The sequence below is a fragment of the Prevotella sp. tc2-28 genome (genome assembly GCF_900107705.1).
In the GTDB taxonomy this organism is placed as follows: Bacteria; Bacteroidota; Bacteroidia; order Bacteroidales; family Bacteroidaceae; genus Prevotella.
Map to the genome: position 1 here is coordinate 1 of NZ_FNRE01000018.1, position 26044 is coordinate 26044.

Annotated in this window: 27 protein-coding genes, 2 tRNA genes and 1 riboswitch; of the genes, 10 read left to right on the plus strand and 19 right to left on the minus strand. The window is 47.1% G+C overall.

What is annotated here, in order from left to right; translation table 11 throughout:
• From BLU47_RS13120 to pyrE, 5 genes are all read right to left on the minus strand, one after another.
• On the minus strand, nucleotides 1-292 hold a 292-nt coding region (locus BLU47_RS13120), incomplete at its 3' end, for a helix-turn-helix domain-containing protein (RefSeq protein ID WP_143025578.1).
• A gap of 128 nt (nucleotides 293-420) precedes the next feature.
• Nucleotides 421-999, minus strand: coding sequence for a hypothetical protein (locus tag BLU47_RS13125; protein ID WP_091963719.1), 579 nt, complete (start codon nucleotides 997-999; stop codon nucleotides 421-423).
• Nucleotides 996-2333, minus strand: coding sequence for an argininosuccinate lyase (gene argH / locus BLU47_RS13130; RefSeq protein WP_091963722.1), 1338 nt, complete (start codon nucleotides 2331-2333; stop codon nucleotides 996-998). The genes BLU47_RS13125 and argH overlap by 4 nt, the downstream gene beginning before the upstream one ends.
• Nucleotides 2333-2746 (minus strand): SRPBCC family protein, encoded by a 414-nt coding sequence (locus BLU47_RS13135; protein WP_091963725.1) that lies wholly within the window; start codon nucleotides 2744-2746, stop codon nucleotides 2333-2335. The genes argH and BLU47_RS13135 overlap by 1 nt, the downstream gene beginning before the upstream one ends.
• Nucleotides 2747-2766: 20 nt before the next feature.
• Nucleotides 2767-3399 carry an orotate phosphoribosyltransferase gene (pyrE, locus tag BLU47_RS13140; protein ID WP_091963728.1) on the minus strand — a complete coding sequence of 211 codons (633 nt, stop codon included), beginning with the start codon at nucleotides 3397-3399 and terminating at the stop codon, nucleotides 2767-2769.
• Nucleotides 3400-3633: 234 nt separating this feature from the next.
• Nucleotides 3634-3729: riboswitch (TPP riboswitch) on the plus strand.
• A 38-nt stretch (nucleotides 3730-3767) separates the two neighbouring features.
• Here pyrE and BLU47_RS13145 point away from each other — a divergent pair.
• From BLU47_RS13145 to BLU47_RS13165, 5 genes are all read left to right on the plus strand, one after another.
• Complete coding sequence (locus BLU47_RS13145; protein WP_091963731.1) at nucleotides 3768-6032, plus strand: TonB-dependent receptor; 2265 nt, start codon at nucleotides 3768-3770, stop codon at nucleotides 6030-6032.
• A 7-nt stretch (nucleotides 6033-6039) separates the two neighbouring features.
• Nucleotides 6040-6615 carry a nicotinamide riboside transporter PnuC gene (pnuC, locus tag BLU47_RS13150; RefSeq protein ID WP_091963733.1) on the plus strand — a complete coding sequence of 192 codons (576 nt, stop codon included), beginning with the start codon at nucleotides 6040-6042 and terminating at the stop codon, nucleotides 6613-6615.
• Complete coding sequence (locus tag BLU47_RS13155) at nucleotides 6585-7196, plus strand: thiamine diphosphokinase (RefSeq protein WP_091963735.1); 612 nt, start codon at nucleotides 6585-6587, stop codon at nucleotides 7194-7196. Before pnuC ends, BLU47_RS13155 begins: the two co-directional genes overlap by 31 nt.
• Nucleotides 7197-7409: 213 nt before the next feature.
• Nucleotides 7410-9194, plus strand: a complete 1785-nt coding sequence (gene argS, locus BLU47_RS13160) for an arginine--tRNA ligase (protein ID WP_091963738.1) — start codon at nucleotides 7410-7412, stop codon at nucleotides 9192-9194.
• A 1-nt stretch (nucleotide 9195) separates the two neighbouring features.
• Complete coding sequence (locus tag BLU47_RS13165) at nucleotides 9196-9654, plus strand: RNase H family protein (protein ID WP_091963740.1); 459 nt, start codon at nucleotides 9196-9198, stop codon at nucleotides 9652-9654.
• On the opposite strand, the gene ribD is transcribed toward BLU47_RS13165, so the two are convergent.
• Complete coding sequence (ribD, locus tag BLU47_RS13170) at nucleotides 9599-10564, minus strand: bifunctional diaminohydroxyphosphoribosylaminopyrimidine deaminase/5-amino-6-(5-phosphoribosylamino)uracil reductase RibD (protein WP_091963743.1); 966 nt, start codon at nucleotides 10562-10564, stop codon at nucleotides 9599-9601. The genes BLU47_RS13165 and ribD overlap by 56 nt on opposite strands.
• 42 nt (nucleotides 10565-10606) lie before the next feature.
• On the opposite strand from ribD, the gene prmC reads away from it, so the two are divergent.
• The 3 genes from prmC to BLU47_RS13185 all read left to right on the plus strand — a co-directional run bounded on the left by prmC (nucleotide 10607) and on the right by BLU47_RS13185 (nucleotide 12604).
• The gene (gene prmC / locus BLU47_RS13175) at nucleotides 10607-11446 is read left to right on the plus strand and encodes a peptide chain release factor N(5)-glutamine methyltransferase (protein WP_091963746.1); all 840 of its coding nucleotides are present in this window, start codon (nucleotides 10607-10609) and stop codon (nucleotides 11444-11446) included.
• Nucleotides 11443-11928, plus strand: coding sequence for a regulatory protein RecX (locus BLU47_RS13180; RefSeq protein ID WP_091963749.1), 486 nt, complete (start codon nucleotides 11443-11445; stop codon nucleotides 11926-11928). The genes prmC and BLU47_RS13180 overlap by 4 nt, the downstream gene beginning before the upstream one ends.
• A 136-nt stretch (nucleotides 11929-12064) precedes the next feature.
• Nucleotides 12065-12604, plus strand: a complete 540-nt coding sequence (locus BLU47_RS13185) for a ComF family protein (protein WP_255402208.1) — start codon at nucleotides 12065-12067, stop codon at nucleotides 12602-12604.
• A 6-nt stretch (nucleotides 12605-12610) separates the two neighbouring features.
• On the opposite strand, the gene BLU47_RS13190 is transcribed toward BLU47_RS13185, so the two are convergent.
• Nucleotides 12611-12682, minus strand: a tRNA-Arg gene (locus BLU47_RS13190).
• 84 nt (nucleotides 12683-12766) lie between these two features.
• Between BLU47_RS13190 and BLU47_RS13195 the strand changes: the two genes are divergently transcribed.
• Nucleotides 12767-13231 (plus strand): MaoC family dehydratase, encoded by a 465-nt coding sequence (locus tag BLU47_RS13195; RefSeq protein ID WP_091963757.1) that lies wholly within the window; start codon nucleotides 12767-12769, stop codon nucleotides 13229-13231.
• Nucleotides 13232-13332: 101 nt separating this feature from the next.
• Here the strand turns inward: BLU47_RS13195 and secDF are convergent, their stop codons facing one another.
• The 3 genes from secDF to BLU47_RS13210 form a co-directional block, all read right to left on the minus strand.
• Nucleotides 13333-16356 (minus strand): protein translocase subunit SecDF, encoded by a 3024-nt coding sequence (gene secDF / locus BLU47_RS13200; RefSeq protein ID WP_091963760.1) that lies wholly within the window; start codon nucleotides 16354-16356, stop codon nucleotides 13333-13335.
• Between the two features lie 113 nt (nucleotides 16357-16469).
• Entirely contained in the window at nucleotides 16470-17294 is an 825-nt protein-coding gene (locus tag BLU47_RS13205; protein ID WP_255402209.1) for an endonuclease/exonuclease/phosphatase family protein, read from the minus strand.
• Nucleotides 17295-17554: 260 nt separating this feature from the next.
• A complete protein-coding gene (locus BLU47_RS13210) occupies nucleotides 17555-18472 on the minus strand; it encodes a rhomboid family intramembrane serine protease (protein WP_091963765.1) in 918 nt (305 codons plus the stop codon).
• A gap of 228 nt (nucleotides 18473-18700) precedes the next feature.
• Between BLU47_RS13210 and BLU47_RS13215 the strand changes: the two genes are divergently transcribed.
• A complete protein-coding gene (locus BLU47_RS13215; RefSeq protein ID WP_091963768.1) occupies nucleotides 18701-18976 on the plus strand; it encodes an HU family DNA-binding protein in 276 nt (91 codons plus the stop codon).
• Nucleotides 18977-19041: 65 nt separating this feature from the next.
• Here BLU47_RS13215 and BLU47_RS13220 read toward each other — a convergent pair whose 3' ends face one another.
• From BLU47_RS13220 to metK, 9 genes are all read right to left on the minus strand, one after another.
• Nucleotides 19042-19845: a gluconate 5-dehydrogenase gene (locus tag BLU47_RS13220; protein ID WP_091963770.1), complete on the minus strand. Its 804-nt coding sequence runs from the start codon at nucleotides 19843-19845 to the stop codon at nucleotides 19042-19044.
• A 13-nt stretch (nucleotides 19846-19858) separates the two neighbouring features.
• A complete protein-coding gene (gene kduI, locus BLU47_RS13225) occupies nucleotides 19859-20701 on the minus strand; it encodes a 5-dehydro-4-deoxy-D-glucuronate isomerase (protein WP_091963774.1) in 843 nt (280 codons plus the stop codon).
• A 141-nt stretch (nucleotides 20702-20842) separates the two neighbouring features.
• Nucleotides 20843-20913 (minus strand) — tRNA-Gln (locus BLU47_RS13230).
• 62 nt (nucleotides 20914-20975) lie between these two features.
• A complete protein-coding gene (gene tyrS / locus BLU47_RS13235; protein ID WP_091963777.1) occupies nucleotides 20976-22271 on the minus strand; it encodes a tyrosine--tRNA ligase in 1296 nt (431 codons plus the stop codon).
• Nucleotides 22272-22315: 44 nt separating this feature from the next.
• A complete protein-coding gene (yidD, locus tag BLU47_RS13240) occupies nucleotides 22316-22558 on the minus strand; it encodes a membrane protein insertion efficiency factor YidD (protein WP_091963780.1) in 243 nt (80 codons plus the stop codon).
• Nucleotides 22555-22950, minus strand: coding sequence for a ribonuclease P protein component (locus BLU47_RS13245; RefSeq protein ID WP_091963783.1), 396 nt, complete (start codon nucleotides 22948-22950; stop codon nucleotides 22555-22557). The genes yidD and BLU47_RS13245 overlap by 4 nt, the downstream gene beginning before the upstream one ends.
• Before the next feature lie 3 nt (nucleotides 22951-22953).
• Entirely contained in the window at nucleotides 22954-23703 is a 750-nt protein-coding gene (locus tag BLU47_RS13250; protein ID WP_091963786.1) for a uroporphyrinogen-III synthase, read from the minus strand.
• A gap of 7 nt (nucleotides 23704-23710) precedes the next feature.
• A complete protein-coding gene (locus tag BLU47_RS13255) occupies nucleotides 23711-24727 on the minus strand; it encodes a DUF4271 domain-containing protein (protein WP_255402211.1) in 1017 nt (338 codons plus the stop codon).
• Between the two features lie 5 nt (nucleotides 24728-24732).
• On the minus strand, nucleotides 24733-25992 hold the full coding sequence (metK, locus tag BLU47_RS13260; RefSeq protein WP_091963789.1) for a methionine adenosyltransferase: 1260 nt from the start codon (nucleotides 25990-25992) through the stop codon (nucleotides 24733-24735).
• Between the last annotated feature and the right edge of the window lie 52 nt (nucleotides 25993-26044).

Consider the following 26044-nt stretch of genomic DNA (forward strand, 5'->3'; position numbering starts at 1 on the left):
CCCATGTCTCAAGATTAGTGCGACTGATGTCTGCGGAGGTGTAAATCTCGCGCAAAGATAAGTCTTTTTCCAGATACAAACGAACTAAATGTTCTTTTTCTGCACAAGAAATCTGCCTGTAGGTCTTATGACGTACTAAACCAGCCTCTCCTTGTTCATCATAACGACGTACCCACTCGAGAATCTGATCACGCCCTGTGTGTAGGTCTTTGCATAACTGGACGATGGGTACGCCAGACTTTACCTTTAATACTGTTTCTAATCTTTCTTTTAATGAATGAAAACTACTCATAATGTACCTCTAAAAGCTTTATGTCTAACTTTAGGGGTGCATTTCACTTAAACCGTAGGTCAGAGGTAGGAAAAAATGGGAGTGTGCCCATTTTTTTGCGTTAATAATTGCGAAACATGGTGGTTTTCTTATCTGCGGAAGACGCTGATAAAGCCAAAAGGACCCGTGGTGTTAGCCACATATTTCTCCAATCCGGTGTCACCAGCCTGTCCGTTTTGCAGGATGCCGTTGTTGTTCAGGTCGTACTTCCTGCCGCATTTCGAACAGGTGGCAATGCCCGTTGCTGCCATTCGGATGTAGAACGTGGGGTTGATGTAGTTGTTATTGGCACGCACACAATTAGGACATTGTACGTCGTAGGCTACAAAACCACCGTAGGCGCCATCCGTGTTAAGTGTCTGGAAACCAACGATGATGCCATTGTTCATACCCAGAATGTAGTTGGCTTGCATCTCCATCGCGGTCTCGCGCTTCTGCGACTGCTGACCAGTACTGCTGGTGAAATTAAGATAGCGAACGCCCTTACTCGATGTTTCCGAAATCTGACAGAACACGCCTCGCGAACCATTGTTCATGGCTGACGCCAGCACGTCGTCCAGATAGACGCTGTTATCGTAGGAGAAGCGGCAGGGCCACGTCGAGAACTCCTGATCGGCATTACAGCCAACCAGCATCAGCACCATGAGTCCTGCCAGCCATTTTCTCATTTCAGCAATTGTTTTTCCGCGTTCAACATCTTCTCGAAGGCAAAGCCCTCCACCACGCTTTGCATCAGGGCGCTGATGCGGTCGTTGCACAGGTTGCCTATCGAACCCTCGTGGGTGTGGTGAATATCCTTGTCAGGACGGAAGGTACCAGCCTCAATGTCGAGTCCTACCTTCTTATAAGCATCACGGAAAGGCATTCCTGCTGATGCCAGACGGTTGACTTCCTCCACGCTGAACATCGGGTCGTACATAGGATTGTCGAGGATGTCCTCGCGCACCTCTATCTTATTAATGATATAAGCAGCCATCTGCAGACAGTCCTTCAGCTCGTCGAAGGCAGGGAGGAACACCTCCTTGATAATCTGCAGGTCGCGGAAATAGCCTACGGGCAGGTTGTTCATGATGAGCATCACCTGCTGAGGAAGGGCCTGTATCTTGTTGCACTTGGCTCGTATCAGTTCGAAGACATCAGGATTCTTCTTGTGCGGCATGATGCTCGAACCCGTAGTACACTCCTTGGGCAGTTTGACAAACGAGAAGTTCTGCGAATTGAACAGGCAGGCGTCGAAAGCCATCTTGGCCAGTGTGCCTGCGATGGTAGCCAATGCAAAGCCCACATTACGCTCCATCTTGCCGCGTCCCATCTGGGCATATACCACATTATAGTCCATCGAGTCGAAGCCCAGCAGGTCTGTTGTCATCTGACGATTCAAGGGGAATGATGAACCATAGCCAGCTGCTGACCCCAAAGGATTGCGATTGGTCATCTTATAGGCAGCCTGCAGGAACAGCATGTCGTCGCAGAGCGATTCAGCATAAGCACCGAACCAAAGTCCGAAACTTGAAGGCATAGCCACTTGCAGATGGGTATAGCCAGGCATCAGCACCTTCTTATACTGTTCGCTTTTCTGGATAAGTTCGTCGAAGAGCACCTTCACACCATCAGCCACCTCCATCAGTTCGTGACGAGTGAAGAGTTTCAAGTCTACCAGCACCTGGTCATTGCGCGAGCGGCCCGAATGGATTTTCTTACCCATATCGCCCAACTTGCGCGTCAGCATCAGTTCCACCTGCGAGTGCACATCCTCTACCCCATCCTCTATCACGAACTCACCGCGCTCGCAAATCTGATAGATATTCTTCAGTTCTGCCAACAGCAGGGGCAGCTCGTCCTTTCCAATGAGTCCGATGCTTTCCAGCATGGTGATGTGCGCCATTGAGCCCAGCACATCATATTTGGCGAGGTAGAGGTCCATCTCGCGGTCTCTGCCAACGGTGAATCGCTCAATCTCCGCATTCACCTCGAAGTTCTTTTCCCACAGTTTGTTTGCCATTATACAAAAGGTATTTGTGACAGCGCATCTGCTATCTTCTCAACGCCATCCTGCAACGGACCAGCCACCATTCCCTTCAGCATGAAGGGGATATCGGCCTGTACGGTAATCTTCATCTTGCTCTCCGTAGCTGTGACAGGAAGCACCTGAATCCACAGATTGAAGGGCAGAGGGGTCTGCACACCCTCGAACTTCACGCACTTGCCTTCCTCGCGCTCTATGATGCGTAGCTTTAAGTCGCCTACGGGAGCCACATTGACACTGACGGAATCCTTATCAAAAGAGAAACTCTTCAACTTGTCCTCCGGAATACGGTCGCGCACACGCTCAAGGTTGTTCAGGTCACTGATATTACGATACACATCCTCTACGGGATAGGGTATCTGCTTGACGCTACTTTCAAATTTTGTCATTTCGATTTACAATTTACCATTTATTGTTTCCATGTAGAGGGGCTTTTGCGCCATTCCTTCAACACTTCAATCTCCTCAGGCTTGATATAGCCCGTCTCAGCAGCCTGCTCCAAGACGGCATTGTAGTCGCTGAGCGTGACCAGACGGACACCAGCCTCACGGAAAGCCTCCTCAGCAACGGGGAAGCCATAGGTGAACGAAGCCACCATACCAATCACCTCGACACCATACTGGCGCAGAGCCTCAACAGCTTTCAGTGACGAACCACCTGTGGATATCAAGTCCTCGACAACGATGACCTTGGCACCCTTCTTCAGTTCGCCTTCCACCTGATTACCCATTCCATGATCCTTGGGCTTCGGACGGACATAGGCATAGGGCAAGCCCAGTTCGTCAGCCACCAGCGCACCTTGTGCAATAGCGCCCGTAGCCACGCCGGCTACTGCCTCAGCCTCAGGGAATTCCTGCTGAATGGCGTGACAAAGTTCCAACTTGACAAACGAGCGGACATCAGCATAGCCTAATGTCTTACGGTTGTCGGTATAGATAGGCGATTTCCAGCCCGAAGCCCATGTGAACGGCTCGTTAGGCTGCAACTTGATGGCTTTGATATCCATCAGTTTCTGAGCAAACTGTTTCTTGATAGTATCCATTTCACTATAATTTTGGCGCAAAGGTACAAAAAAGTTGAGAGTTGAGAGTTGAAAGTTGAGAGTTTTTTCTATTGCGGCAGCAAATTTTTCACTTTTCACTTTTCACTTTTCACTTTTTTTTACTTCCTTTGACTGACGTCGAAGGTAGGCTGCATTTCGGAAATAAAACAAAAAAATGGTTTTTTGTTTTGTATTTCGCTCAATTTGCACTACCTTTGCAGCCGATTTAGCAAAGTGCTTGTCAAGGGGTGCTCACGGGTGTGGGCTGAGATGATACCCTCCAAACCTGATACGGATAATGCCGGCGTAGGGATGATAGAGTAACTGAACCCCCTTATTTTTGTGTATTAATAAATAAGGTAAAAGAAATGAGAAAAATTTTCATGATGACAGTTTGGTGCGCATCTTTGTCGCTGCAGGCTGCCGAACTGGACACGCTGAAAAGCGTGGAACTGCAAGAAGTAGAGGTAAAGGCCACTCGTGCTACGAAAAAGACACCTATGGCATTCACCAACATGGATAAGGAACAACTGAAGGCCGTGAATTTCGGACAGGACATTCCTTTCCTGTTGTCGCTGACACCTTCTGTCACAATGACCTCCGACGCTGGTAACGGCATCGGATACACCTCACTCAGGGTGCGCGGCACAGACCCCAGCCGCATTAACATCACGGCCAACGGCATCCCCATGAACGACGCGGAGTCAGCCCAGCTCTACTGGGTGAACATGGGCGACTTTGCCAGCAGCGTGCAGTCCATGCAAATTCAGCGTGGTGTAGGTACATCGACCAATGGTGCCGGTGCCTTTGGTGCTACCCTGAACATGCAGACGGAGAACATCGGGATGGAACCTTATTTCGGAGTGGACTTGAGTGGCGGTTCGTACTACAGCCATAAGGAGACTCTCCGCTTCGGTACGGGTCTGATGAAGGGACATTGGGGCATTCAGGGCCGTCTGTCGAACATCGGCTCGAAAGGTTACCTGGACCGTGCTTCCACCAAACTGAACAGTTATTTCGTTCAGGCTGGTTGGTTTGGCGACAATACGGTGGTGAAGTTTATCACCTTCAATGGTGTGGAGGAAACCTATCATGCCTGGAACTACACGTCGAAATATGAACAGAGCCTGTATGGACGCACCTACAACTCATGTGGAGAATACTACGATGCAGACGGTAACACCCGATACTACGACGACCAGACGGACAACTACCACCAGCAGAACTATCAGCTTATCTGGAACCAGCGTCTGGGACAGGTACTGAGCCTGAACGCTGCCCTGCACTATACCAAGGGAAAGGGCTACTACGAGGAGTACAAACGCAAGCGCACCTTGTTCGAATATGAGCTGGATCCTCAGATGACATGGGCCGTAAGCGACCTCGTCAGACAAAAGAAAATGGACAACGACTTCTATGGTGCTGTCGCCTCGCTCGTCTACGACAATCATGAGAACCTGCAAGCCACCTTTGGAGGAGGATGGAACAAATATGAAGGCGACCACTTCGGACTGGTGAAATGGGTGAAGGCTCCTGTCACTCCGATACAGCCCAACAGCCCTTACTACTTTGACAAGACCAAGAAGACCGACTTCAACGTTTATGGCAAGGTGACCTACGATTTGCTGTCTGGTCTCAACGCTTTCGTAGACTTGCAATACCGTCATGTGGGTATCAAGATGGACGGTCCTACGGATGAGATAGACTGGGACATCTACGAGCGCATTGTCTATGACATGAAGCAGTCGTACGATTTCTTCAACCCCAAGTTCGGACTGAACTACGACATCACGCCCAACCACAAGGCCTACATTTCGTATGCCATCGCTCACAAAGAGCCTACGCGCAACAACTTCCAGAACAACCTCAACGCAGCAATGGAACTGCCGAAGGCTGAGCGATTGAACGATCTGGAAGTGGGATATAAATACCAGAGCAAGGTATTCTCAGCCGGTGCCAATCTCTATTGGATGGACTACAAGGACCAGTTCGTGCTGACAGGTGAGATTGATAAAATCGGCGAAGCCATCACACGCAACGTAGACAAGAGCTACCGCCTCGGTGTGGAACTGGAAGCTGCCGTGAAACCTGTCGACTGGTTCCGCTGGGACATCAATGCTACCTGGTCGAAGAACCGCGTGAAGGGCATCACCGTAGTGTTGGATGACGGCAATGTGGCTGACCTTGGCGACCAACCGCTGGCTTTCTCGCCCGACTGGATTGCCAATAACATCTTCACATTCAATTACAAAGGCATGAAAGCCAGCATTCAGAGCCAATATGTCAGCAAGCAGTATCTGACGAATACGGGCTTCGAGAGCTATCGGACACTCGATGATAATGATAAGCCTGTAGATGTGGGCATGATGCTCGACGGACATTTCACCACCAACATCGACTTGTCGTATAACTTCAAGTTACCCAAACTGGGACTAAAAGACGCCACTATCGGTGTGACACTTTACAACCTGTTCTCTGCTGAATACGACAACAACGGATGGGCCGCTCCTGCCTATACCAAGGAGAACGGCAACGTTGTGGCTACTGGCCAGGGCACTCATGACCTGTATGAGGCTGGCTTTGCACCCTCAGCGCCGTTTAACGTGATGGCACACCTGTCGGTGAATTTCTAAGTGAAAAATGACGCTTGACTGGCTGGACATATTGACCACGATACTCGGCCTGATGTATATCTGGCTGGAGTATCGTGCGCATATCGCCCTGTGGGTGATTGGTATCGTGATGCCTGCACTGGACATTATCCTCTATTGGCAACACGGACTCTATGGTGATGCGGGGATGGCCTGTTACTACACGTTGGCTGCTATCTACGGACTCTTTGTGTGGAAGTTCGCGAAGACACGCAAGGAGAAGGAACCGCTCCCCATCACCCACATGCCACTCAGCAAGTATCTGCCCGCCACATTGTTCTTCTTTGCAGCATGGGGCGTTACCTACTACGTGCTCATTACCTGGACAAACTCTACTGTTCCCCTACTCGACTCCTTCACCAATGCCCTGTCGTTTGTCGGCATGTGGGCGTTGGCTCGCAAATATATCGAGCAGTGGTTCTTTTGGATTGTCGTCGATGTCGTCTGCTGCGTGCTCTACGTACAGAAAGGTATTCCCTTCAAGGCTGGTCTCTACGGACTTTATGTCATCATCGCTATAGCAGGATATTTCAAATGGAAAAAACTTTCGACGCAGTCATCATAGCTAACGGAGCGTTTCCCACCCACGACGTACCGTTAGACATCCTCCATCACGCAACGCATCTTATTGCCTGCGACGGAGCCGTTATCCGTGCGCCTCATGCAGATATCGTTATCGGCGATGGTGACAGCGTGCCCGCTGAATACCATAACCGACTCATACAAATCAACGAACAGGAAGACAACGACCTGACAAAAGCCACTCGCTACTGTCTGTCACAAGGTTGGCACAAAATAGCCTACTTAGGCTGCACTGGCAAACGTGAGGACCATACCTTAGGTAACATCTCGCTGCTGATGCGCTACTTCCGCGACATGAACATCGAGGGAATCATGTTCACCAACCACGGATTCTTTACCCCTGCAAAGGGTGACCACACCTTCTCTTCATTCAAAGGACAACAGGTTAGCATCTTCAACTTCGGAAGTACCAGCATCTCATCAGAAGGCCTGAAATGGAACTCCTATGCCTATGAACAATGGTGGCAAGGCACCCTGAACGAGAGTCTTTCTAACACTTTTACACTTCATGCTGACGGGCATTATATGGTGTACCAGACGTACAATCCAAAGGTTACTGTTTAATAACCCGGGGTTATTGAGTGATAACCTTGGGTTATTCGATGATAACCCAGGGTTATTTGATTTAATTGCAAATATATTTGCATTTTCGCTCGCTTATTCGTACCTTTGAGTTGTTTCCGCAACTCGAAGGTAGGCTGTATCTCGGAAATACCCAAATAAATTTGGTATTTCGCTCGATTTGCACTACCTTTGCAGACGCTTAACGTTAAGAGTATGAAGATAGAACAACAGATACAGTCGGCAGCCATTGCTGCCGTGAAGGCATTGTATGGACAGGACGTGCCTGAGAAGATGGTACAGCTGCAGAAGACACGCAGCGAGTTTGAGGGAAACCTGACCCTCGTGGTGTTCCCCTTTGTCAAAATGGCTCGCAAGAGTCCAGAACAGACGGCACAGGAACTGGGTGAATACCTGGTGCAGAACTGTGACGCCATCAGCAAATTCAATGTGGTAAAAGGTTTTCTGAACCTCAGCATAGCTGACCAAGCTTGGCTCACACTCCTACAAGATATCGACAAGGATGAGCACTACGGCGAGAAACAGGCTACTGACGAGAGCCCGCTCGTGATGATAGAATACTCATCGCCCAACACCAATAAACCCCTGCATCTGGGACATGTGCGCAACAACCTGCTGGGATGGTCGCTGGCTCAGATTATGCAAGCCAACGGCAATAAGGTCGTGAAAACGAACATCGTGAACGATCGTGGCATCCACATCTGCAAGTCAATGCTGGCTTGGCTGAAGTGGGGCAATGGCGAGACGCCTGAATCAAGCGGGAAGAAGGGTGACCACTTAATTGGCGACTACTATGTAGCCTTCGACAAGCACTATCGCGAGGAAATCAAGGAACTCATGGCTCAGGGTATGGACGAGGAACAGGCCAAACAGGAGGCTCCGCTGATTAAGGAAGCTCACGAAATGCTGGTAAAATGGGAACAGAACGACCCTGAGGTTCGTGCCCTTTGGGAGAAGATGAACTCGTGGGTTTACGCCGGTTTCGACGAGACCTACCAGAAAATGGGTGTAAAGTTCGACAAGATATACTATGAAAGCCAGACCTACCTAAAAGGTAAGGCTAAGGTGGAAGAAGGACTGGCTAACGGTCTATTCGAGCGCCATGAGGACAACTCGGTCTGGGCAGACCTCACTAACGAGGGACTGGACCAGAAGCTCTTGCTGCGCAGCGATGGCACTAGCGTATATATGACTCAGGACATCGGCACGGCTGAAATGCGTTTCCAAGACTACCCCATCGACAAAATGATTTATGTAGTGGGCAACGAACAGAACTACCACTTCCAAGTGCTCAGCATCCTGCTGGACCGTCTAGGCTTCAAGTGGGGCAAGGAATTGGTTCACTTCTCTTACGGTATGGTGGAATTGCCTAATGGTAAGATGAAAAGCCGCGAGGGTACTGTCGTAGATGCAGACGATTTGATGCAGCTGATGGTGGATGATGCCTATAAGACATCAATGGAGTTGGGCAAATTCGACGATATGACTGAGGATGAGCGTCGCGAGATAGCCCGCATCGTTGGTATGGGAGCACTCAAATACTTCATCTTGAAGGTTGATGCCCGCAAAAATATGCTGTTCAACCCTAAAGAGTCTATCGACTTCAATGGTAATACTGGTCCATTTATCCAATATACCTATGCACGCATCCGCAGCATCCTGCGGAAAGCCGAGGGAACAAACTATTCTCTTACCTCTCACCTCTCGCCTCTCACCTCTAAAGAGGTTGAGCTCATTCAGAAGATGAGCGAATATGGAGCTGCCGTTGAGCAGGCTGGCAAGGATTACTCACCATCGGGCATTGCCAACTACTGCTATGAATTGACGAAGGTTTTCAACCAGTTCTACCACGACTATAGCATCCTCAACGAGTCTGATGAGCAGAAGAAGGCCGTGCGCCTGATGCTGGCCAAGAACGTAGCCAAGATTATCAAGAACAGCATGGCGCTGCTGGGTATCGAAGTTCCTGAGCGCATGTAATATGCAAAACCCTCCCGACTATAGAAACGACACGGTGTTGCCCTTGCCTCTTGAGGTAAGGGCAGACGCATGGGCTGTGGATGCCGCCTGCAGTGGCAACCCCGGGCCTATGGAGTATCAAGCCATAGACCTACAGACTGGCGCTCGTGTGTTCCACTTCGGACCTATGAAAGGAACGAATAACATCGGGGAGTTTCTGGCTATTGTACATGCTTTGGCGCTGATGCAGCAGCAGGGATTGCACGACAAAGTTATATACAGCGATTCCTATAATGCCATCCTTTGGGTCAACAAGCGCCAATGCAAGACAAAATTAGAGCGTACTCCCGAAACGGAGCCGCTCTATCAGATTATTGCCCGTGCAGAACGCTGGCTGAAAACCCATCAGTGGCGCAACCCCATCATTAAATGGGAAACGCAGAAATGGGGCGAGGTGCCTGCTGACTTCGGTAGGAAATAATGGTATTCCCACCATATTCTACCGTATTATATAGTTGCACATAAGCCGGAAGCTGAGGTGCGCGTGTACCATCACTAACGGTGATGGGTGACGTCTCAACCCGTATCTCGTCCCACAAGCCTGCCTTGATGAATGATTCATGTGTCTGACAACCACCCTCAACAATAAGTGATTGGATGCCATGTTGGTAGAGGTCGTCCATTAGCTGGGGGATTGGACGATGATGTGTCAAGACTACTCGCTTGGGATTAGGACCATACCAATGACGAACGGTTAACTGCGGATGTTCACGGACGTCTGTGGTATGTCCTACCAAAATGGCATCTTCCTCGGCACGCAACTGATGCGAGAGCATCTGTGTCTGTTCGTTGGAAATCTGGAGGGCTTTACCATGATCGTCAATAAAGCCATTGGCCGTCTGTGCCCACTTCAAGATAATGTAAGGACGATGCTTGGAATGGTAAGTGAAAAAACGACGGTTTAACCACTGGCACTCCTCCTCCAAAACGCCGACAGTAACATCTATACCTGCCTCTCGAATCATCTCCACGCCCCTGCCCTGCACCTTTGCAAACAGGTCTATGCAGCCAACGACAACACGCTTTACCCCCTTACGGACTATCAGCTCGGCACAGGGGGGCGTCTTGCCATAATGGGCACATGGTTCCAGCGAGACATAGATGGTGGCATCCTTCAGCAAAGTTTCATCCTCCGGATTCACAGAGGCAAAGGCGTTCACCTCCGCATGCCCCTCGCCACAACGCACATGATAGCCCTCGCCGATGATGCGGTCATTGGCCACAATAACTGCACCTACCATCGGATTAGGTCTGGCACCATGAATGCCGTTGGCTGCTAGTTGTAGGCAGCGTCGCATGTATTTTTCGTCTTTACTCCTATAATTTTTCATTTTTCACTTTTCACTTTTCACTTTTCTTCGTACCTTTGCAGTATGACTTACAATGAACTATGGCACCTGCTAGCACCGCTCTATGGCGACGGCGAGGCGAAAGCGATTGCACGGATGGTCTATGACGTGCGGTTCGGCTTATCGCTGTCGGACATTTACATCGGCAAAGATACACAATTATCAGCAAACAGCCAAGCAGAACTCAGAAGATTTGCGGAAAGACTATTGCAACAGGAACCCGTGCAGTATGTACTGGGACAGGCAGACTTCTGCGGAAGAACATTCTTAGTCAACAAGCATGTGTTAATACCCAGACCTGAAACGGAAGAATTGTGCCAGTGGGTAGCGTCTCTCACTCCTTCCTCCTTAAAAGGAAAGGAGGCAAAACTTCTCGACATCGGCACAGGGTCCGGATGTATCGCCATCACACTGGCATCTATGTATCCCAAAGCGAAGGTAACGGCATGGGACATCTCAAGAGAGGCATTAGGGGTGGCACACGAAAATGCCAGGAGGCAGAACGTCAACGTTACATTGGAGCAAGTAGACGCCCTAAACATTTCTCACATCTCTCAATGGGACCTCATCATCAGCAATCCTCCTTATATTATAAATAAGGAACGCGCACGAATGGAAGCCAATGTGCTAGACTATGAGCCACATACCGCTCTGTTTGTACCTGATAGCGACCCATTGTTGTTCTACCATGCTATTGCACAGTATGGTCGGCAGGCGTTAAAAGAAGACGGATGGTTGTTCTTCGAGATGAATCCGCTTTATAACCAAGAGATGACTGAAATGCTTAGCACTATGTCCTACCACGACATTGAAATCAAGAACGACCAATTCGGTAAACAACGAATGATTAAAGCAAGGCGATGAAACAAAAGACAGAACAAGAAGCTTTCCTGACATTGGCTACTCTTTGTGCACAGGCGGAACACTGCCAATGGGAAATGACAGAAAAAATGCGCCGATGGGAATTGTCCGAAGAGGCACAGGCTCGCATCATGGAACGTCTCACGAAAGAACGATATGTGGACGACGAGCGCTTTGCACGTGCCTTCATCAAAGACAAGGTACGCTACAACAAATGGGGACGACGCAAGGTAGAGCAAGCTCTATGGCAGAAACATATTGCAGAAGACATTCGACAGCAAACACTTGACGAAGTCAGCAATGAAGAGTACCTTGACGTACTGAAACCGCTAATCAAGCAAAAAAGCAAAACAATTAAAGCAAAAAACGACTACGAGATGAACCAGAAACTGATGCGCTTTGCACTCAGCAGAGGCTTTACCTTTGATATTATCCGACAATGTATAGATGTGGAGGATACGGATGAAAACGAGTTGGCTGACTAGAATATTAGACTTCATATCGCCCCGTTTGTGTGTGATATGCGGTGAGCGATTAGCGCCAACAGAGCGTTCAATTTGCTCTGCCTGCATGCTTCAACTGCCTCGCACAAAATTCCAATATGCTGCTGATGATAACCCAATGGTACAACTTTTCTGGCACCTGACACCCATCCGACGAGCAGCTGCTCTGGTATTCTTCGAGCCACACTCTGAAATGGCGCAAATTATCTACAAACTGAAATACGCGCAACGTCCTGACATTGGCGAGGACATGGGCAGACTGATGGCAACGGAGATGAAATATGGCAACTTTTTCGAAGGCATCGACGCTCTACTTCCTGTCCCGCTAGAACGCAAGCGGCAACGTCAACGAGGCTACAACCAAAGCGAACAGCTGGCCATTGGAATTAGTCAGGCAACAGAATTACCTATCATCTCCAAAGCGCTGAGCCGAAAACGGTTCGTACAGAGCCAGACACAACTCAACAGGCGTGAACGACAAGAAAATGTCAAAGACATCTTTCACTTGGAAAACGCATCACTTCTTAAGAACAAGCACGTCCTATTGATAGACGACATCTGCACAACAGGAGCTACATTGATAGCCTGCACCAACGCCATCAAAGCTGTTGAAGGCATCCGCATCAGCGTCCTCACCTACGGTTTTACCAAAAGTTAAAGGAAGTACCCCGACCCAGAATCGAACTGGGAACTAAGTCTTAGGAGGACCTTGTTATATCCATTTAACTATCAGGGCAGCAAAATCTGGTGCAAAGGTACAAAATAATTCGCAAATATTTCGTACCTTTGCACTATAATTATTCTAAAACAAAGAAAAAGCATGGGAAAATTAGTGATTAACTCTTACGATGAGTTTGCTGCCCATTTGGGTGAAGAACTGGGAGCCTCTGACTGGCTGCAGGTAGATCAGGACCGTATCAACCTCTTTGCTGACGCGACACTAGACCACCAGTGGATTCATGTCGACGTGGAACGTGCAAAAGAAGAAAGTCCATATAAGTCGACCATTGCACATGGTTATCTGACACTCTCGTTACTACCTTACATGTGGGACCAGATTATCGAGGTCAACAACATCAAGATGCTGGTCAACTATGGTATGACGGATATGCGCTTTGGGCAACCAGTTATCACAGGAAGCCGTGTACGCCTTGTTACCAAGTTACATAGCATTCAGAACCTGCGTGGCATCTGTAAGGCAGAGATCAAGTTCAAGATTGAGATTGAGGGCCAACGGAAACCAGCCCTAGAGGGCATCGCCTCTTTCTTGTATTATTTTAATTAACTTGATCTACTAGTCATACTATAACAACTTGTTGAAAAGTCAACTATAAAAAAAGCCCGCCTCCATGAAAGGAAGCGGGCGATTTTTATTTTTAGAAATTGTTATGCCTTAGTCTCTGTTTCTTCCTCACGGATGGTACGACCCATCACGAGGAAGGCTGTAGGAGCAGCAATAAAGAGTGAAGACAGCGTACCGAAGACAACACCCAAAATCATGGCGAAGGAGAAGCTGCGGATAGAATCACCACCGAGGATGAAGATGCACAGCAACACGATCAGAGTTGTGACAGAGGTGTTGATAGTACGAGCCAATGTCTGGTTCAGCGAATCGTTGAACAACTGCTGACGATCGCGCTTTCCATAGAGTTGGAAGTTCTCACGGATACGGTCAAACACAACCACCTTATCATTGATTGAGTAACCTATCACAGTCAAAATAGCACCGATAAATACCTGATCAATTTCCAGTGACATCGGCAAAATACCCCACAAAGCACTATACATACCGATAACTACCAAGGCATCGAGAGCCAGTGCAATAGTTGCACCAGTAGAGTAAGCAACATTGCGGAAGCGAAGCAGGATGTAGAGGAAAATTGCGATAAGGGCAATAATCACAGAAACGATGGCACCATAAGTAATGTCCTTAGCAACGGCAGGACCTACCTTAGCTGAGCTGATGATAGAGCCACCCTGACGAACGTCTGGATTCTTGAATGCCTCAACGCTTTCCTGACTTACAAAGCCTCCTTTCTTTAAGGCGTTATAAAGAATGGTCTCTGCCTCATCATCTACCGTCGGGCTGTTAGACTCGATGTTCCAGTTAGTGCTGACACGAATCGTCTTACCATCAGTACCCAGAGCGATTACGCTAGTGTTAGCTTCCTTACCTGTATTCTCGCCTACCGAGTTGACAAAAGTACCAGCAAGAGCCTGTCGAACATCCTCAACGTGAGTTTCTTTGTCAAGTGTTACCACATAGTTACGACCTCCAGTGAAGTCGATGCTCTGGCTCAAGCCACGAACAAAGAAACAGCCGATGAAGAATATTGCGGCACAGCCCCAGATAGCAAAGCTCTTCTTGTACATACCCATGAAGTTGTACTTGGCGTTCTGCATCAGGTTCTTGGAATATCCGGTAACAAAGGTCAAATTGAGCCACTTATCCTTCTTCAGACGGTTCTCATAAACCAGACGTGTCAGGAACACAGCGGTGAAGAACGAGCAGAAGATACCAATAATCCAAGTGGTAGCAAAACCTTTAACAGGACCTGTACCGAAGAACAGCAGGATGAAACCAGTAATCAATGATGTAACGTTAGAGTCAAAGATGGCTGAGAAAGCATTTGAATAACCCTTTTGCAGAGCTTCCTTCATTCCCATTCCATGACGTAACTCTTCCTTGATACGCTCATAAATCAGTACGTTTGCATCAACTGCAGTTCCCAAGGTCAGCACAATACCTGCAATACCTGGCATTGTCAACGCAGCCTGGAAGGATGTCAAGATACCCAACGTAAAGAACAAGTTGAACAGCAGAGCAATATCAGCTAAGATTCCGGGGATGAAGCCATACAACATAATCATGTAGACCATCAACAACACGAAAGCAACAGCAAATGAGATGACACCCTGCTTAATAGACTGAGCACCCAGTGAGGGACCAACGACTTCCTCTTGTACGATGCGAGTAGGAGCCGGCATCTTACCAGAATTCAGCGTGTTTGCCAAGTCCTTGGTGGTCTCAATGGTAAAGTTTCCTGTAATCTGAGAGTTACCACCATCAATCTGTGTCAGAATACGTGGAGAACTATATACTGCATCGTCCAATACGATAGCCACTCCACGACCAATGTTCTGTTTCGTGATTTGTGACCAGCGACGAGCACCGTCGGAATTCATCTGCATAGAAACAGAGGGATGACCCATCTGGTCGAACTCATCCTTGGCATTAGTAATCACGTCACCTTCCAGCGGAGCACGACCGTTAGGCTCTGTCACCTTCAAAGCATACAAAGCAAAGATGTCACCCTTAGTGCTCTCGCCACCGAAGTCCTCAGGCTGAGCACCCCAGCGCAGTTTGCACTCTGCAGGCAGCACCTGGCGGGCAATGTCAGAATAGATGACCTTATTAACGTCTGCAGTATCACGGGCGTTAGCATAACCAACGATAGACAAACCTTGTGGAACGGGCTGGAAAACAGCGAAGAGAGGATTTTGCTTCAGCGCATCAGCCTTAGCCTTTGCATCAACAGCGTTTGCCTTCTTACCTGCAGCCAACTTAGCAGCCAAATCATTTGAAGAAGCCACTGCTGTAGTATCAGCAGCAACTGCCGTCGTGTCAGCGGCTACTTCCTCTGCTTCACCACCAGTAATAGCATATTTCTGATTCAATTGAGCAAGCATCGGATAAATTTCCTGTGCATTGTAAGTCTCCCAGAACTCCAGATTAGCAGACCCTTGTAACAACTTACGAACGCGCTCAGGCTCTTTGATACCAGGCATCTCAACCATGATGCGACCGGACTGACCTTCCAACTTCTGGATATTAGGCTGTACGACACCAAACTTATCAATACGATTACGAACGACATTGAATGAATTGTCTACAGCAGACTGCACCTCTGCACGAAGAGCTGCCTCTACCTCAGAGTCTGAAGACTGCGTGCTGACCTTACCCTTCATCTGCTGAGTAGCAAAGATGGCAGCTAAGGGACGACCATTGCCATTTTTCTTCCAAGCTTTGATGAAGAGAGAGATAAAATCATCTTGACTGGTCTCTTCTTCTTTCTTAGCCTCTTCCATTGACTTCTTGTAGGTTGCGTCAGTCTTATGATCAGCCAGCACATCTACGACGTCAGGCACTGACACCTCAAGAATAACGTTCATACCGCCCTTTAGGTCAAGACCAAGGCCGATCTCCATCTCGCGGCACTGTTTGAACGAATAGATTCCACAGTACACTTTCTCGTTCATGATCGAGTCCAGATACTCCTGACCTGCCTCTTCACTCATGGCTGCTGCCTTGTTCTCGTGGTAGCGAGTTACGAATGAGAAGGAAAGGTAGAAGCAGCAAACGAGAATCAGAACGATTGCGATAAATTTTACAATTCCTTTGTTTTGCATTTTGTTTATTGTGTTATTAAATTTTATGATTCCGCATTTTAAGCCTGCAAATATACTTATTTTTCTTCACTTACCGAAATTTATTGCCAAAATTCGTCGTTTTTTCAAGGAATTCACCTTATTTTAAGCCAACAAAGCACCGGATTATGATCACTTGCATCCATTTCGCTGTCTATTTGGCAGTTATAAGGCTGAATGTCTTTTGAACAAAAAACATGGTCTATCCTAAACGAAAAGGCCTTCTGATTATATGACAAACCTATGCCACGACCTGTCTCAACAAAGCAATCGGTGAGTTCCTTACCCATCTCATGTCGGGAATAGGATATAGGATTATCATTAAAATCTCCACAAACAACAACAGGATACTGAGAATGTTCCTCCACGTATTGCTTGACAGCTCGTATCTGAGGGGCTCTTTTGGCATTGGCCTCAGCAAGTTTGACGAGCAAAATTTGGGATTCTGCTCGCATAGAGTCACGCGACACTTGCCCCTTTATCAATTCTCGATAACGACGGCGGTCTTCCGTGTTCAGATGACAGCTTTCAAAGTGATTGTTTACAACAATTAATGTATCCGTTCCTACCCGTAGCCACCATGCGCAACTGCCATTTGAAGTCGAGGGGTATACAATACGTTCTCGTTTCACGATAGGAAAACGGGAATGAATTCCCAACGCATTGAGTGTTAGGTGATTATTCACCAAAACCAAGGTGTCGTTATAGGGGAATACCTTGCCATATTCTCGCATCACATAACGGCGCCAGGTATCTGCATCCTCCTGCACACAAACGATGTCTGGCTGCTGGTCACGCAAGTAGTCGAGCACCTTCCCAAAACCATCCTCATATTTATAGTTGCCACCATAGGAACACACATTATAGGAGATGAGTTTGATGGCTTCGTCAGGTACATCCTGGGAAGGATGAATAGGCATATATATACTTATAGGTACGTACGCGAGAAGGAAACCAATCACCGGAACCCATGCTCTTGTCCATTTGAATACAATCCAAAAAAACAGGAACCCCATATTCATCAACAGGAAAAAGGGAAATGTCATTCCTACTGTAGACACCATTGGATGATCCGTAGGATTGACATGGTCACTATACCCTACAAGTAACATCAAGATGACAGTGGCAATATTAGCTCCTGTCAACACTTGCACCGTGAAATTCCTAAACTGCTTAATCACTACTGACGACTTTGATCAAACAACTTTTGCTTTTCCTCCTTCGTCAGACTGTCATAGCCACTTTTCCGTATCTTATCTAGGATAGCGTCAATCTCATCCTGGTTCTGACGCTTACGGGTATTATATTCCTCGTCTGTCTCACCGCGTCGGTTCGTGGGCTCAGCTTTCATCCTATTATTATGCTGACGCTCATCAAACTTACGTTTCATATTGTCAAAGAACTCCTGACCATGACTGCGTCCAAAGCGCTGACTGGAATCAGGATGCTTCTGCCAATATCGAATAAGAAGAAAGCCAAACAACATTCCACCAAGATGCGCCATGTGGGCTACCCCATCACCAGGGCCACTCATTGCCGAGAATAGTTCTATTGCAATGTATCCTGCTATCAACCATTTAGCCTTGATAGGAAATGGAAATGGAATTATGAACAAACGCTCATTAGGGAATATCATACCAAAGGCCAACAAAATACCATAAACAGCACCTGAAGCTCCGATGGTTGTCCACAGGTTGATATAGGCATCTGTCGTCATCTGCACCCCACCCGCATTCACATATTGGTAGGCTGCAATGCCTTGAATGCTGAAGTCGGCATACTGAACCAACTCTTGGATAATACCGGCACCTACACCGCACACAATGTAATAAAAAAGAAATTTCTTCGGACCCCACACTCTCTCTATCACGCTACCAAACATCCAGAGGGCAAACATATTGAAAAGGATATGTGTAAACCCTCCATGCAAAAACATATAGGTGATGAACTGATAAACCCGGAAGTCACTAGCCAAGAAGAAATGGAGTCCCAACATAGATGTCAGGTCTACCCCACTACGCTCTAACACCAATGTGGCGACGAAAGCCAAAACATTGATGATAAGAAGATTCTTGGTCATTGTTGGTATATTATTCATATCTCAGTAATATCGTTTAATTTCTATTTGGCACACTTACCACTGATTTCGAAGGCAAAATTACTAAATTTATCTCGTTTTTAGCATAAAAAACGCCTAATACGAACTTTTTTTAGGTAAAAAAGCATTTTTTTTTCATTTTTTGTTTGTCATTTGACAACTTTATCCTATATTTGCGTCAGAATTTCTACTTTATTCTATTAATAATTCACTTAAAACAACAAAATTATGAACAAAACAGAATTAATTGACAAGATTGCAGCTGGTGCAAATCTGACCAAAGTTGATGCAAAAAAGGCTCTCGACGCTACAGTAGATGCTATCAAGGGTGCTCTGAAGAAGGGTGATAAGGTTCAGCTCGTTGGTTTCGGAACATTCGATGTTGTTAAGAAGCCTGCTCGTGAAGGTATCAACCCTGCTACCAAGCAGAAGATTAAGATTGCTGCTAAGAAGGTTGCTAAGTTCAAGCCCGGCACTGAGCTTGCAGAAGCTGTCAACAAATAATTTGTAAATAAAAATTTAGAGGGGCCTCATCAATGATGAAGCCCCTCTATTTTTATTTACCCCAATTACTGAGGCTGCTTGCCGATGTATGCCAAGATACCACCGTCAACATAGAGGACGTGGCCATTAACAGCATCAGAGGCATGAGAAGCCAAGAAGACAGCGGGGCCACCTAACTCAGAAGGATCGAGCCAACGACCTGCGGGAGTCTTGGCGCAAATAAACGAGTCGAAAGGATGACGGCTTCCGTCGGGCTGACGTTCACGGAGAGGAGCTGTCTGAGGAGTAGCGATATAACCCGGGCCAATACCGTTACATTGGATGTTATACTCACCATACTCTGAACAGATGTTACGGGTCAGCATCTTCAGACCACCCTTAGCTGCAGCATATGCACTCACTGTCTCACGACCCAACTCAGACATCATTGAACAGATATTGATAATCTTGCCTTCCTTGCGCTCCATCATCTCAGGAATGACGGCGCTAGCCACAATGAACGGAGCTACCAAATCAACGTCAATGACCTGCTGGAACTCAGCACGTTTCATTTCGTGCATAGGGATACGCTTGATAATACCAGCATTGTTTACCAAAATATCAATCTGGCCTACCTCAGCGTGAATCTTTTCTACCAAAGCCTTCACGTCGTCTTCTTTCGTCACGTCACAAACATAGCCATGAACATTCTCAATGCCAGCCTCCTTGTAGTTAGCAAGACCTCGCTCCAAAGCTGCTTCATTGATGTCGTTGAAGATAATGTTCTTAATACCTGCGGCTACAAATGCTTTTGCAATGTTAAAACCGATACCGTAAGATGCGCCGGTAATCCAAGCGTTCTTACCTTCCAATGAAAATGGATTTGCCATAATAGTTCTGTTTTTATTTTAAATCAGTAATTTGAAAAAAATCTTGATCTCCATAATCGAGGTTCTCACCACCCATGCCCCAGATAAATGTATAGTTGTGAGTAGCAGCAGCCGAATGGATACTCCATTCTGGCGAGAGCACAGCCTGCTCACCACGCATCCAGATATGACGTGTCTCTTCTGGTTCTCCCATCAGGTGACACACAGCCTGATCGTCAGGTAGTTCAAAATAGAAATAGGCCTCCATGCGACGAGAGTGCACATGGGCTGGCATCGTATTCCACACAGAACCTGGAGCCAGCTCTGTCATACCCATCTGCAACTGGCATGTCGGCAAAACCTGATTAACCAACATTTTATTGATATCACGTTCGTTCGACATCTCCAGCGAACCCATATGAGCCACTACTGCGTTTTGTTTGTTCACCTTTTTACAAGGATAGGACGTGTGTGCCGTTGCTGAATTGAAATAGAACTTGGCTGGGTTGGCTGCGTCTTTCGAGCAAAACTGCACTTCCCTGTCACCACTACCTATATATAAAGCCTCCTTGTAGTCAAGGTCAAATACTTCATCGCCTACCTTGACGGTACCAGCTCCACCAACATTATAGACACCAACCTCACGACGATGTGTAAAGCAAGGAGCCTTCAGTGGGTCTATAGCTTCTAGCGTAAGTGTTTCTTTAATTGGCATCGCTCCACCCACCACAATACGGTCATACATGGAGTACACCATATTCACCTCATCCTTCTCAAAGAGTTTTTCTATGAGAAAATCACGGCGCAAACGCTGTGTATCATAGTGTTTCACGTCCTCTGGATGAGCCGCATAACGTATCTCATAATTTGTCTTCATATTCGTTTTAGCAGTTTTCTTCCGCAAAGATACAAAAAAAAAACGTACTACCAACATAATCGCTCACGTTTTAATTTAGATTAATATTTGACTGTATTGGCATAAATAAAAGAAGTGACCTAAAAAGGCCACTTCTTTGCGTTGTCCAAGGCGGATTCGAACCACCACAAACAGAACCAAAACCTGTTGTGCTACCATTACACCATTGGACAATCATGCTGTTAGCGGGTGCAAAGGTAGTGGTTTTTTAGTCCACCACCAAATTTTTTCTCGATTATTTCACGATAAGCAGGTAATAATTCTTCTTACCTTTCTGTGCCAAAAGGTACTTCCCGTCTATCAAATCGTCAGTTGTCACTGCGCGATTTTGATCTGTCAACTTCTCTTTGTTGAGTGACACGCCACCACCCTGAACCATCTTACGCATCTCACCCTTAGAGGGGAATACTGGAGCCACAGTGGTGAACAGCTCTATAGCAGGTTGCCCCAATTGATCCTTAGAAATCTCAAACTGTGGGACACCATCGAACACATCAAGGAAGGTTTGCTCGTCTAATTTCTCCAGTCCTTCTTTGGTTGACTTGCCGAAAAGAATGCTGCTGGCCTCAATTGCAGTGTCGAGAGCCTCCTGGGAATGTACCATCAAGGTTACCTCCTCTGCCAGACGTTTTTGCAGCACACGTCGGCCTGGATCCTGCTTGTGTTCTTCGACAAGGCCTTCAATGACCTCTTTCTCCAGCGAAGTAAAAATCTTGATATAGCGTTCGGCATCTTCGTCACTGACATTCAGCCAGAATTGATAGAACTTATAAGGTGTGGTGCGCTTAGGATCGAGCCAGATATTGCCACTCTCCGTCTTGCCAAACTTCTTACCATCACTCTTGGTGATAAGCGGGCAAGTAAGAGCGAAGGTCTCTACATCATTTCCTAAAGTACGACGAATTAACTCTGTTCCTGTTGTCATGTTGCCCCATTGGTCATTACCACCTAACTGTAACTTGACACCTTTATGCTGGTAGAGGTATAGAAAATCATAGCCCTGTAACAGCTGATAAGTGAACTCGGTAAATGACAGACCATCACGGGCTGTTCCGTTCAAACGCTGCTGAACAGACTCCTTGGCCATCATATAGTTCACGGTGATATGCTTGCCAACTTCACGAGCAAAGTCCAAGAAGGTAAAGTCCTTCATCCAATCATAGTTGTTAACCATCTCTGCAGCATTGGCATCCTTTGATTCAAAGTCAAGGAACTTTGCCACTTGTTGCTTAATACACTCCTGATTATGACGGAGTGTCTCATCGTTCAGCAAGTTACGCTCCTGCGATTTTCCCGAGGGGTCGCCAATCATACCTGTAGCACCGCCAACGAGAATGATGGGTTTATGACCGCAATGCTGCAAGTGACGCAGCATCATGATGCCACAGAGGTGGCCGATATGCAAGGAGTCGGCTGTAGGGTCGGTACCCAAATAGGCCGTTACCATTTCTTTCTGGAGCAATTCCTCCGTTCCTGGCATCATCTGTGCCAGCATACCACGCCATTTCAGTTCTTCTACAAAGTTCTTCATATTATTGTTTCTTTCGTTATTTCTTTATATCGTTGTTCTGATGTTTAAGGAACAGGGTCATACCCCGATCCTCCCCAGGGGTTACATCTTAGGATGCGCCACACAGCCAAATACAAGCCTTTCACCGGACCATGCTTGATGAGAGCCTGCCGTGCATACTCGCTACATGTGGGCGTAAAACGGCATGAAGGACCTAACAACGGGGAGATGGCAATCTGATAGAAGCGGATAGGCAGCAACATCAACCACACCAGACCTCTAGACAAAAGATGCGCCAAATTTCTCATAGCTTTTCGACCACTCGTCGCATCAGCGACACCATTTTGTCCGTTATCTCCGCAGAGGGGCAATGCGCGTCAGACAACCATATACAAGCCAGTTGCAGTTGTACTGTTTCAGGCAGAGCCTCAACGAGCATTTGTCGATGACAACGCCATGCCTCTCGAATTTGCCGTTTTACTCTATTACGGTCCACTGCATGCTTGAAGTGTCTTTTTGAAACGCTTACCAATAACTGTACCGGAGCATCATCCGCTTGACGTTCACATGTCCTATATACTATACGCAGGGGGAAAGTTGCCAGAGAATGACTACATTTACCACCAAAGAGCGTCTCTATCAGTTGTCTGCTGACCATGCGCTCCTGTTTTGGAAACGTTAAACGCCCGGAGCTAGTCATACTTTATCCTTGTTTCTCCAGCAGGTAGTGCTGTAAGGCACCTGTCATCGAAGGATATTTCTCCGATGGGGCTTCCAAGTCTACACGCAACCCTGCATCCTTAGCGGCCTGTGCTGTCGAGGGTCCAAAAGTAGCAATGGCAATCTTGTCTTGCTTGAATCCCGGGAAGTTCTTGGTCAGCGACTCAATACCCGAAGGACTAAAGAAAACCAACATATCATAGTCGAAGGATTTCACTTCCTCTGGTGTAAAATCATTGCTGACAGTACGATACATTACACACTCGTCATGCTGCAGTTTCTTGGCATCGAGCATCTTGGCAACACTATCGCTATGGACATCACTCATGGGCACCAGGTATTTCTCCTGTTTATGCTTGACCATCGTTGGTATCAAATCATCGATCTTACCAGTCGTCCCGAAGAACACCTTACGCTTACGGTACTGAACATATTTCTGGATATAGAGGGAAATGGTCTCTGTCACACAGAAATACTTCATATCCTCGGGGATGGCAAGACGCATCTCTTTAGCCAACGTAAAGAAATGGTCAATGGCATGACGTGAAGTGAACACAACGGCAGTATGGTCAAGGATGCTGACCTTCTGCGCACGAAACTCCTTAGTTGTTATCCCTTCCACTTTAATAAAAGGACGGAACACTAGTTCTACCCCAAATTTTGAAGCGATGTCGTAATACGGTGATTTCTCACTGGAGGGTTTAGGTTGTGAAACCAAAATCTTCTTTATCATTGATGTCCTAAAATTTTATTTTCAACACATTCGCTGTGATATCCAAAATACTCCATAAAGCGAGCATCGGTACCAATTCGAGCGCACAAAAGTACAAAATAATCTGCAATTTGACGACATTTCGATAAAAAAAGATAATAAAGCACTTGAAAATCGTCAGTAATTTAACAAATACCAATACTGTTACAACATAAATCACCACTGTTTTGACAGAAAGATCGAAATAAGCCTGCATCATCACAGCAGGGAACAGCAGCACACCTTCGATGGCAGTTATAAAGAGTAATGCCTTCATCCATTGTCTGTTTCTTTTACCATCGAAAAGGACTACATTCACGATTTGGTATAACAGTATTTTCAACAAGAAGTATGCAATGAATATTCCTAAATATATGGCGATAAGATAATATTGTGACGCCAAGACAAAGGTCTCGCCAATAAAGCGCAGGGTATAGAAGTAATAGAGCAGCGAGGACATTAAACCTGTCAATATGGCAAGGAATAACTGGAAACGTAACTCCACAAGTGTTTCGCTAGTATTTCCCTCATCATCATGGAAGGGACTAAAGAATTTGCTGTACTGGCGTACTATGAAGCCTTTCGCACTGGAAAATGCCAGTATGGCCAGAATAAAACAAAATAGCAGGAGACCTGTCATCACATTGTCCGTATTCACCGTATCGGGGACGGGGTCACCCGCCACGCCATAGCGTCCTCCAGTCAGTTCTGGGTGGAAGAGGGTATCTTTGGAAAAGAAGCCTTCGCGATAATACTGTGGGATATCCACATCCAGCATGTTATGTCCCTTGTCATGGCCAGGCAAATGAAGGGTATCAGGGCGTTTACTCCATCGAATCGTATCCGGCTTGAAATGAGCTTGGATAGCAGAATCCTGCTGTGCAGGCGTTGCATTACGAGGGAGCCATTTCAAGACCTGTGCAGGAGTAAGCTGACGATGGGTGGCAACTACCGAGTCGCCTCCCACCGTCGTATGCTGTTGCTGTATGCTGTCTTGCTGTGCCAAAGTACTTACAATGCAAACTCGTGCTTAATGTCTTCTACCCTGTCCAGTTTTTCCCAGGTGAAGAGTTCCACATCAATGGTCTTCGTCTCGTGATATCGACTGGTGAACGTCTTTTTCACCACCTCCGAACGACGTCCCATATGCCCATAGGCAGCCGTTTCCACATACATTGGCTGACGTAGTTTCAATGTACGCTCTATGGCCTTCGGGCGCAAGTCGAATAGTTTCTCAATACGCTTGGCAATCTCGCCATCCGTCATATTGACATGACTACGTCCGTAAGTATTGACATAGATATTCATAGGCTTAGCCACGCCGATAGCATAGCTTATCTGTACCAACATCTCATCAGCGACGCCTGCCGCTACCATATTTTTAGCAATATGGCGGGCCGCATAGGCAGCAGAGCGGTCTACTTTAGAAGAGTCCTTGCCCGAGAAAGCGCCACCGCCATGGGCACCCTTGCCTCCGTAGGTGTCAACGATAATCTTACGTCCAGTCAGTCCGGTGTCACCGTGAGGTCCGCCAATAACGAACTTTCCTGTAGGATTGACATAATACTTGATGTCATCGCCAAAGAGGTCGAGCACCTTCTTGGAATGGATTTTTGACTTGACACGAGGTATCAGAATGTTGATGACATCCTCGCGAATCTTAGCCAGCATGCGTTCATCGTCCGTATCGAACTCGTCATGCTGAGTAGAGACGACAATGGTGTCGATGCGCTCTGGAATACCTGCGTCGCTATATTGGATCGTCACCTGACTCTTGGCGTCGGGCCGGAGATAAGTCATCAGCTTACCTTCCTTGCGGATTTCAGCCAAGGTATGAACGAGGAGATGCGCCAAGTCCAGTGATACTGGCATTAAACTCTCCGTCTCGTTCGTAGCATATCCGAACATCATGCCCTGGTCGCCAGCACCCTGTTCGTCCTCGTCGCCATTATCCACGCCACGGTTAATGTCTTCGCTCTGCTCATGGATAGCCGTGAGGATTCCACAGGAATTACCGTCGAACTGATACTCTGCCTTGGTATAGCCAATCTTCTTGATGGTGTTACGGGCTATTGTCTGCAGATCGATATAGACATCGCTGCGTACTTCGCCCATAATGACCACCTGGCCGGTAGTAACAAACGACTCACAAGCCACTCGTGCATGCTCATCATAAGCCAGGAACTGGTCCAGGATGGCATCACTTATCTGGTCGGCCACCTTGTCGGGATGACCTTCTGAAACTGATTCTGAAGAAAAGAAATAGGACATATTATTTACTGTTTGAGTATTTACTGTTTATTATTTGCGTGCAAAGGTACGG

Excerpts from the sequence above, each read along its gene's own strand:
- BLU47_RS13125 (WP_091963719.1), bottom strand. The coding sequence starts at position 999 with ATGAGAAAATGGCTGGCAGGACTCATGGTGCTGATGCTGGTTGGCTGT.
- argH (WP_091963722.1), bottom strand. The coding sequence starts at position 2,333 with ATGGCAAACAAACTGTGGGAAAAGAACTTCGAGGTGAATGCGGAGATT.
- BLU47_RS13135 (WP_091963725.1), bottom strand. The coding sequence starts at position 2,746 with ATGACAAAATTTGAAAGTAGCGTCAAGCAGATACCCTATCCCGTAGAG.
- pyrE (WP_091963728.1), bottom strand. The coding sequence starts at position 3,399 with ATGGATACTATCAAGAAACAGTTTGCTCAGAAACTGATGGATATCAAA.
- BLU47_RS13145 (WP_091963731.1), top strand. The coding sequence starts at position 3,768 with ATGAGAAAAATTTTCATGATGACAGTTTGGTGCGCATCTTTGTCGCTG.
- pnuC (WP_091963733.1), top strand. The coding sequence starts at position 6,040 with ATGACGCTTGACTGGCTGGACATATTGACCACGATACTCGGCCTGATG.
- BLU47_RS13155 (WP_091963735.1), top strand. The coding sequence starts at position 6,585 with ATGGAAAAAACTTTCGACGCAGTCATCATAGCTAACGGAGCGTTTCCC.
- argS (WP_091963738.1), top strand. The coding sequence starts at position 7,410 with ATGAAGATAGAACAACAGATACAGTCGGCAGCCATTGCTGCCGTGAAG.
- BLU47_RS13165 (WP_091963740.1), top strand. The coding sequence starts at position 9,196 with ATGCAAAACCCTCCCGACTATAGAAACGACACGGTGTTGCCCTTGCCT.
- ribD (WP_091963743.1), bottom strand. The coding sequence starts at position 10,564 with ATGAAAAATTATAGGAGTAAAGACGAAAAATACATGCGACGCTGCCTA.
- prmC (WP_091963746.1), top strand. The coding sequence starts at position 10,607 with ATGACTTACAATGAACTATGGCACCTGCTAGCACCGCTCTATGGCGAC.
- BLU47_RS13180 (WP_091963749.1), top strand. The coding sequence starts at position 11,443 with ATGAAACAAAAGACAGAACAAGAAGCTTTCCTGACATTGGCTACTCTT.
- BLU47_RS13185 (WP_255402208.1), top strand. The coding sequence starts at position 12,065 with ATGGTACAACTTTTCTGGCACCTGACACCCATCCGACGAGCAGCTGCT.
- BLU47_RS13195 (WP_091963757.1), top strand. The coding sequence starts at position 12,767 with ATGGGAAAATTAGTGATTAACTCTTACGATGAGTTTGCTGCCCATTTG.
- secDF (WP_091963760.1), bottom strand. The coding sequence starts at position 16,356 with ATGCAAAACAAAGGAATTGTAAAATTTATCGCAATCGTTCTGATTCTC.
- BLU47_RS13205 (WP_255402209.1), bottom strand. The coding sequence starts at position 17,294 with ATGCCTATTCATCCTTCCCAGGATGTACCTGACGAAGCCATCAAACTC.
- BLU47_RS13210 (WP_091963765.1), bottom strand. The coding sequence starts at position 18,472 with ATGAATAATATACCAACAATGACCAAGAATCTTCTTATCATCAATGTT.
- BLU47_RS13215 (WP_091963768.1), top strand. The coding sequence starts at position 18,701 with ATGAACAAAACAGAATTAATTGACAAGATTGCAGCTGGTGCAAATCTG.
- BLU47_RS13220 (WP_091963770.1), bottom strand. The coding sequence starts at position 19,845 with ATGGCAAATCCATTTTCATTGGAAGGTAAGAACGCTTGGATTACCGGC.
- kduI (WP_091963774.1), bottom strand. The coding sequence starts at position 20,701 with ATGAAGACAAATTATGAGATACGTTATGCGGCTCATCCAGAGGACGTG.
- tyrS (WP_091963777.1), bottom strand. The coding sequence starts at position 22,271 with ATGAAGAACTTTGTAGAAGAACTGAAATGGCGTGGTATGCTGGCACAG.
- yidD (WP_091963780.1), bottom strand. The coding sequence starts at position 22,558 with ATGAGAAATTTGGCGCATCTTTTGTCTAGAGGTCTGGTGTGGTTGATG.
- BLU47_RS13245 (WP_091963783.1), bottom strand. The coding sequence starts at position 22,950 with ATGACTAGCTCCGGGCGTTTAACGTTTCCAAAACAGGAGCGCATGGTC.
- BLU47_RS13250 (WP_091963786.1), bottom strand. The coding sequence starts at position 23,703 with ATGATAAAGAAGATTTTGGTTTCACAACCTAAACCCTCCAGTGAGAAA.
- metK (WP_091963789.1), bottom strand. The coding sequence starts at position 25,992 with ATGTCCTATTTCTTTTCTTCAGAATCAGTTTCAGAAGGTCATCCCGAC.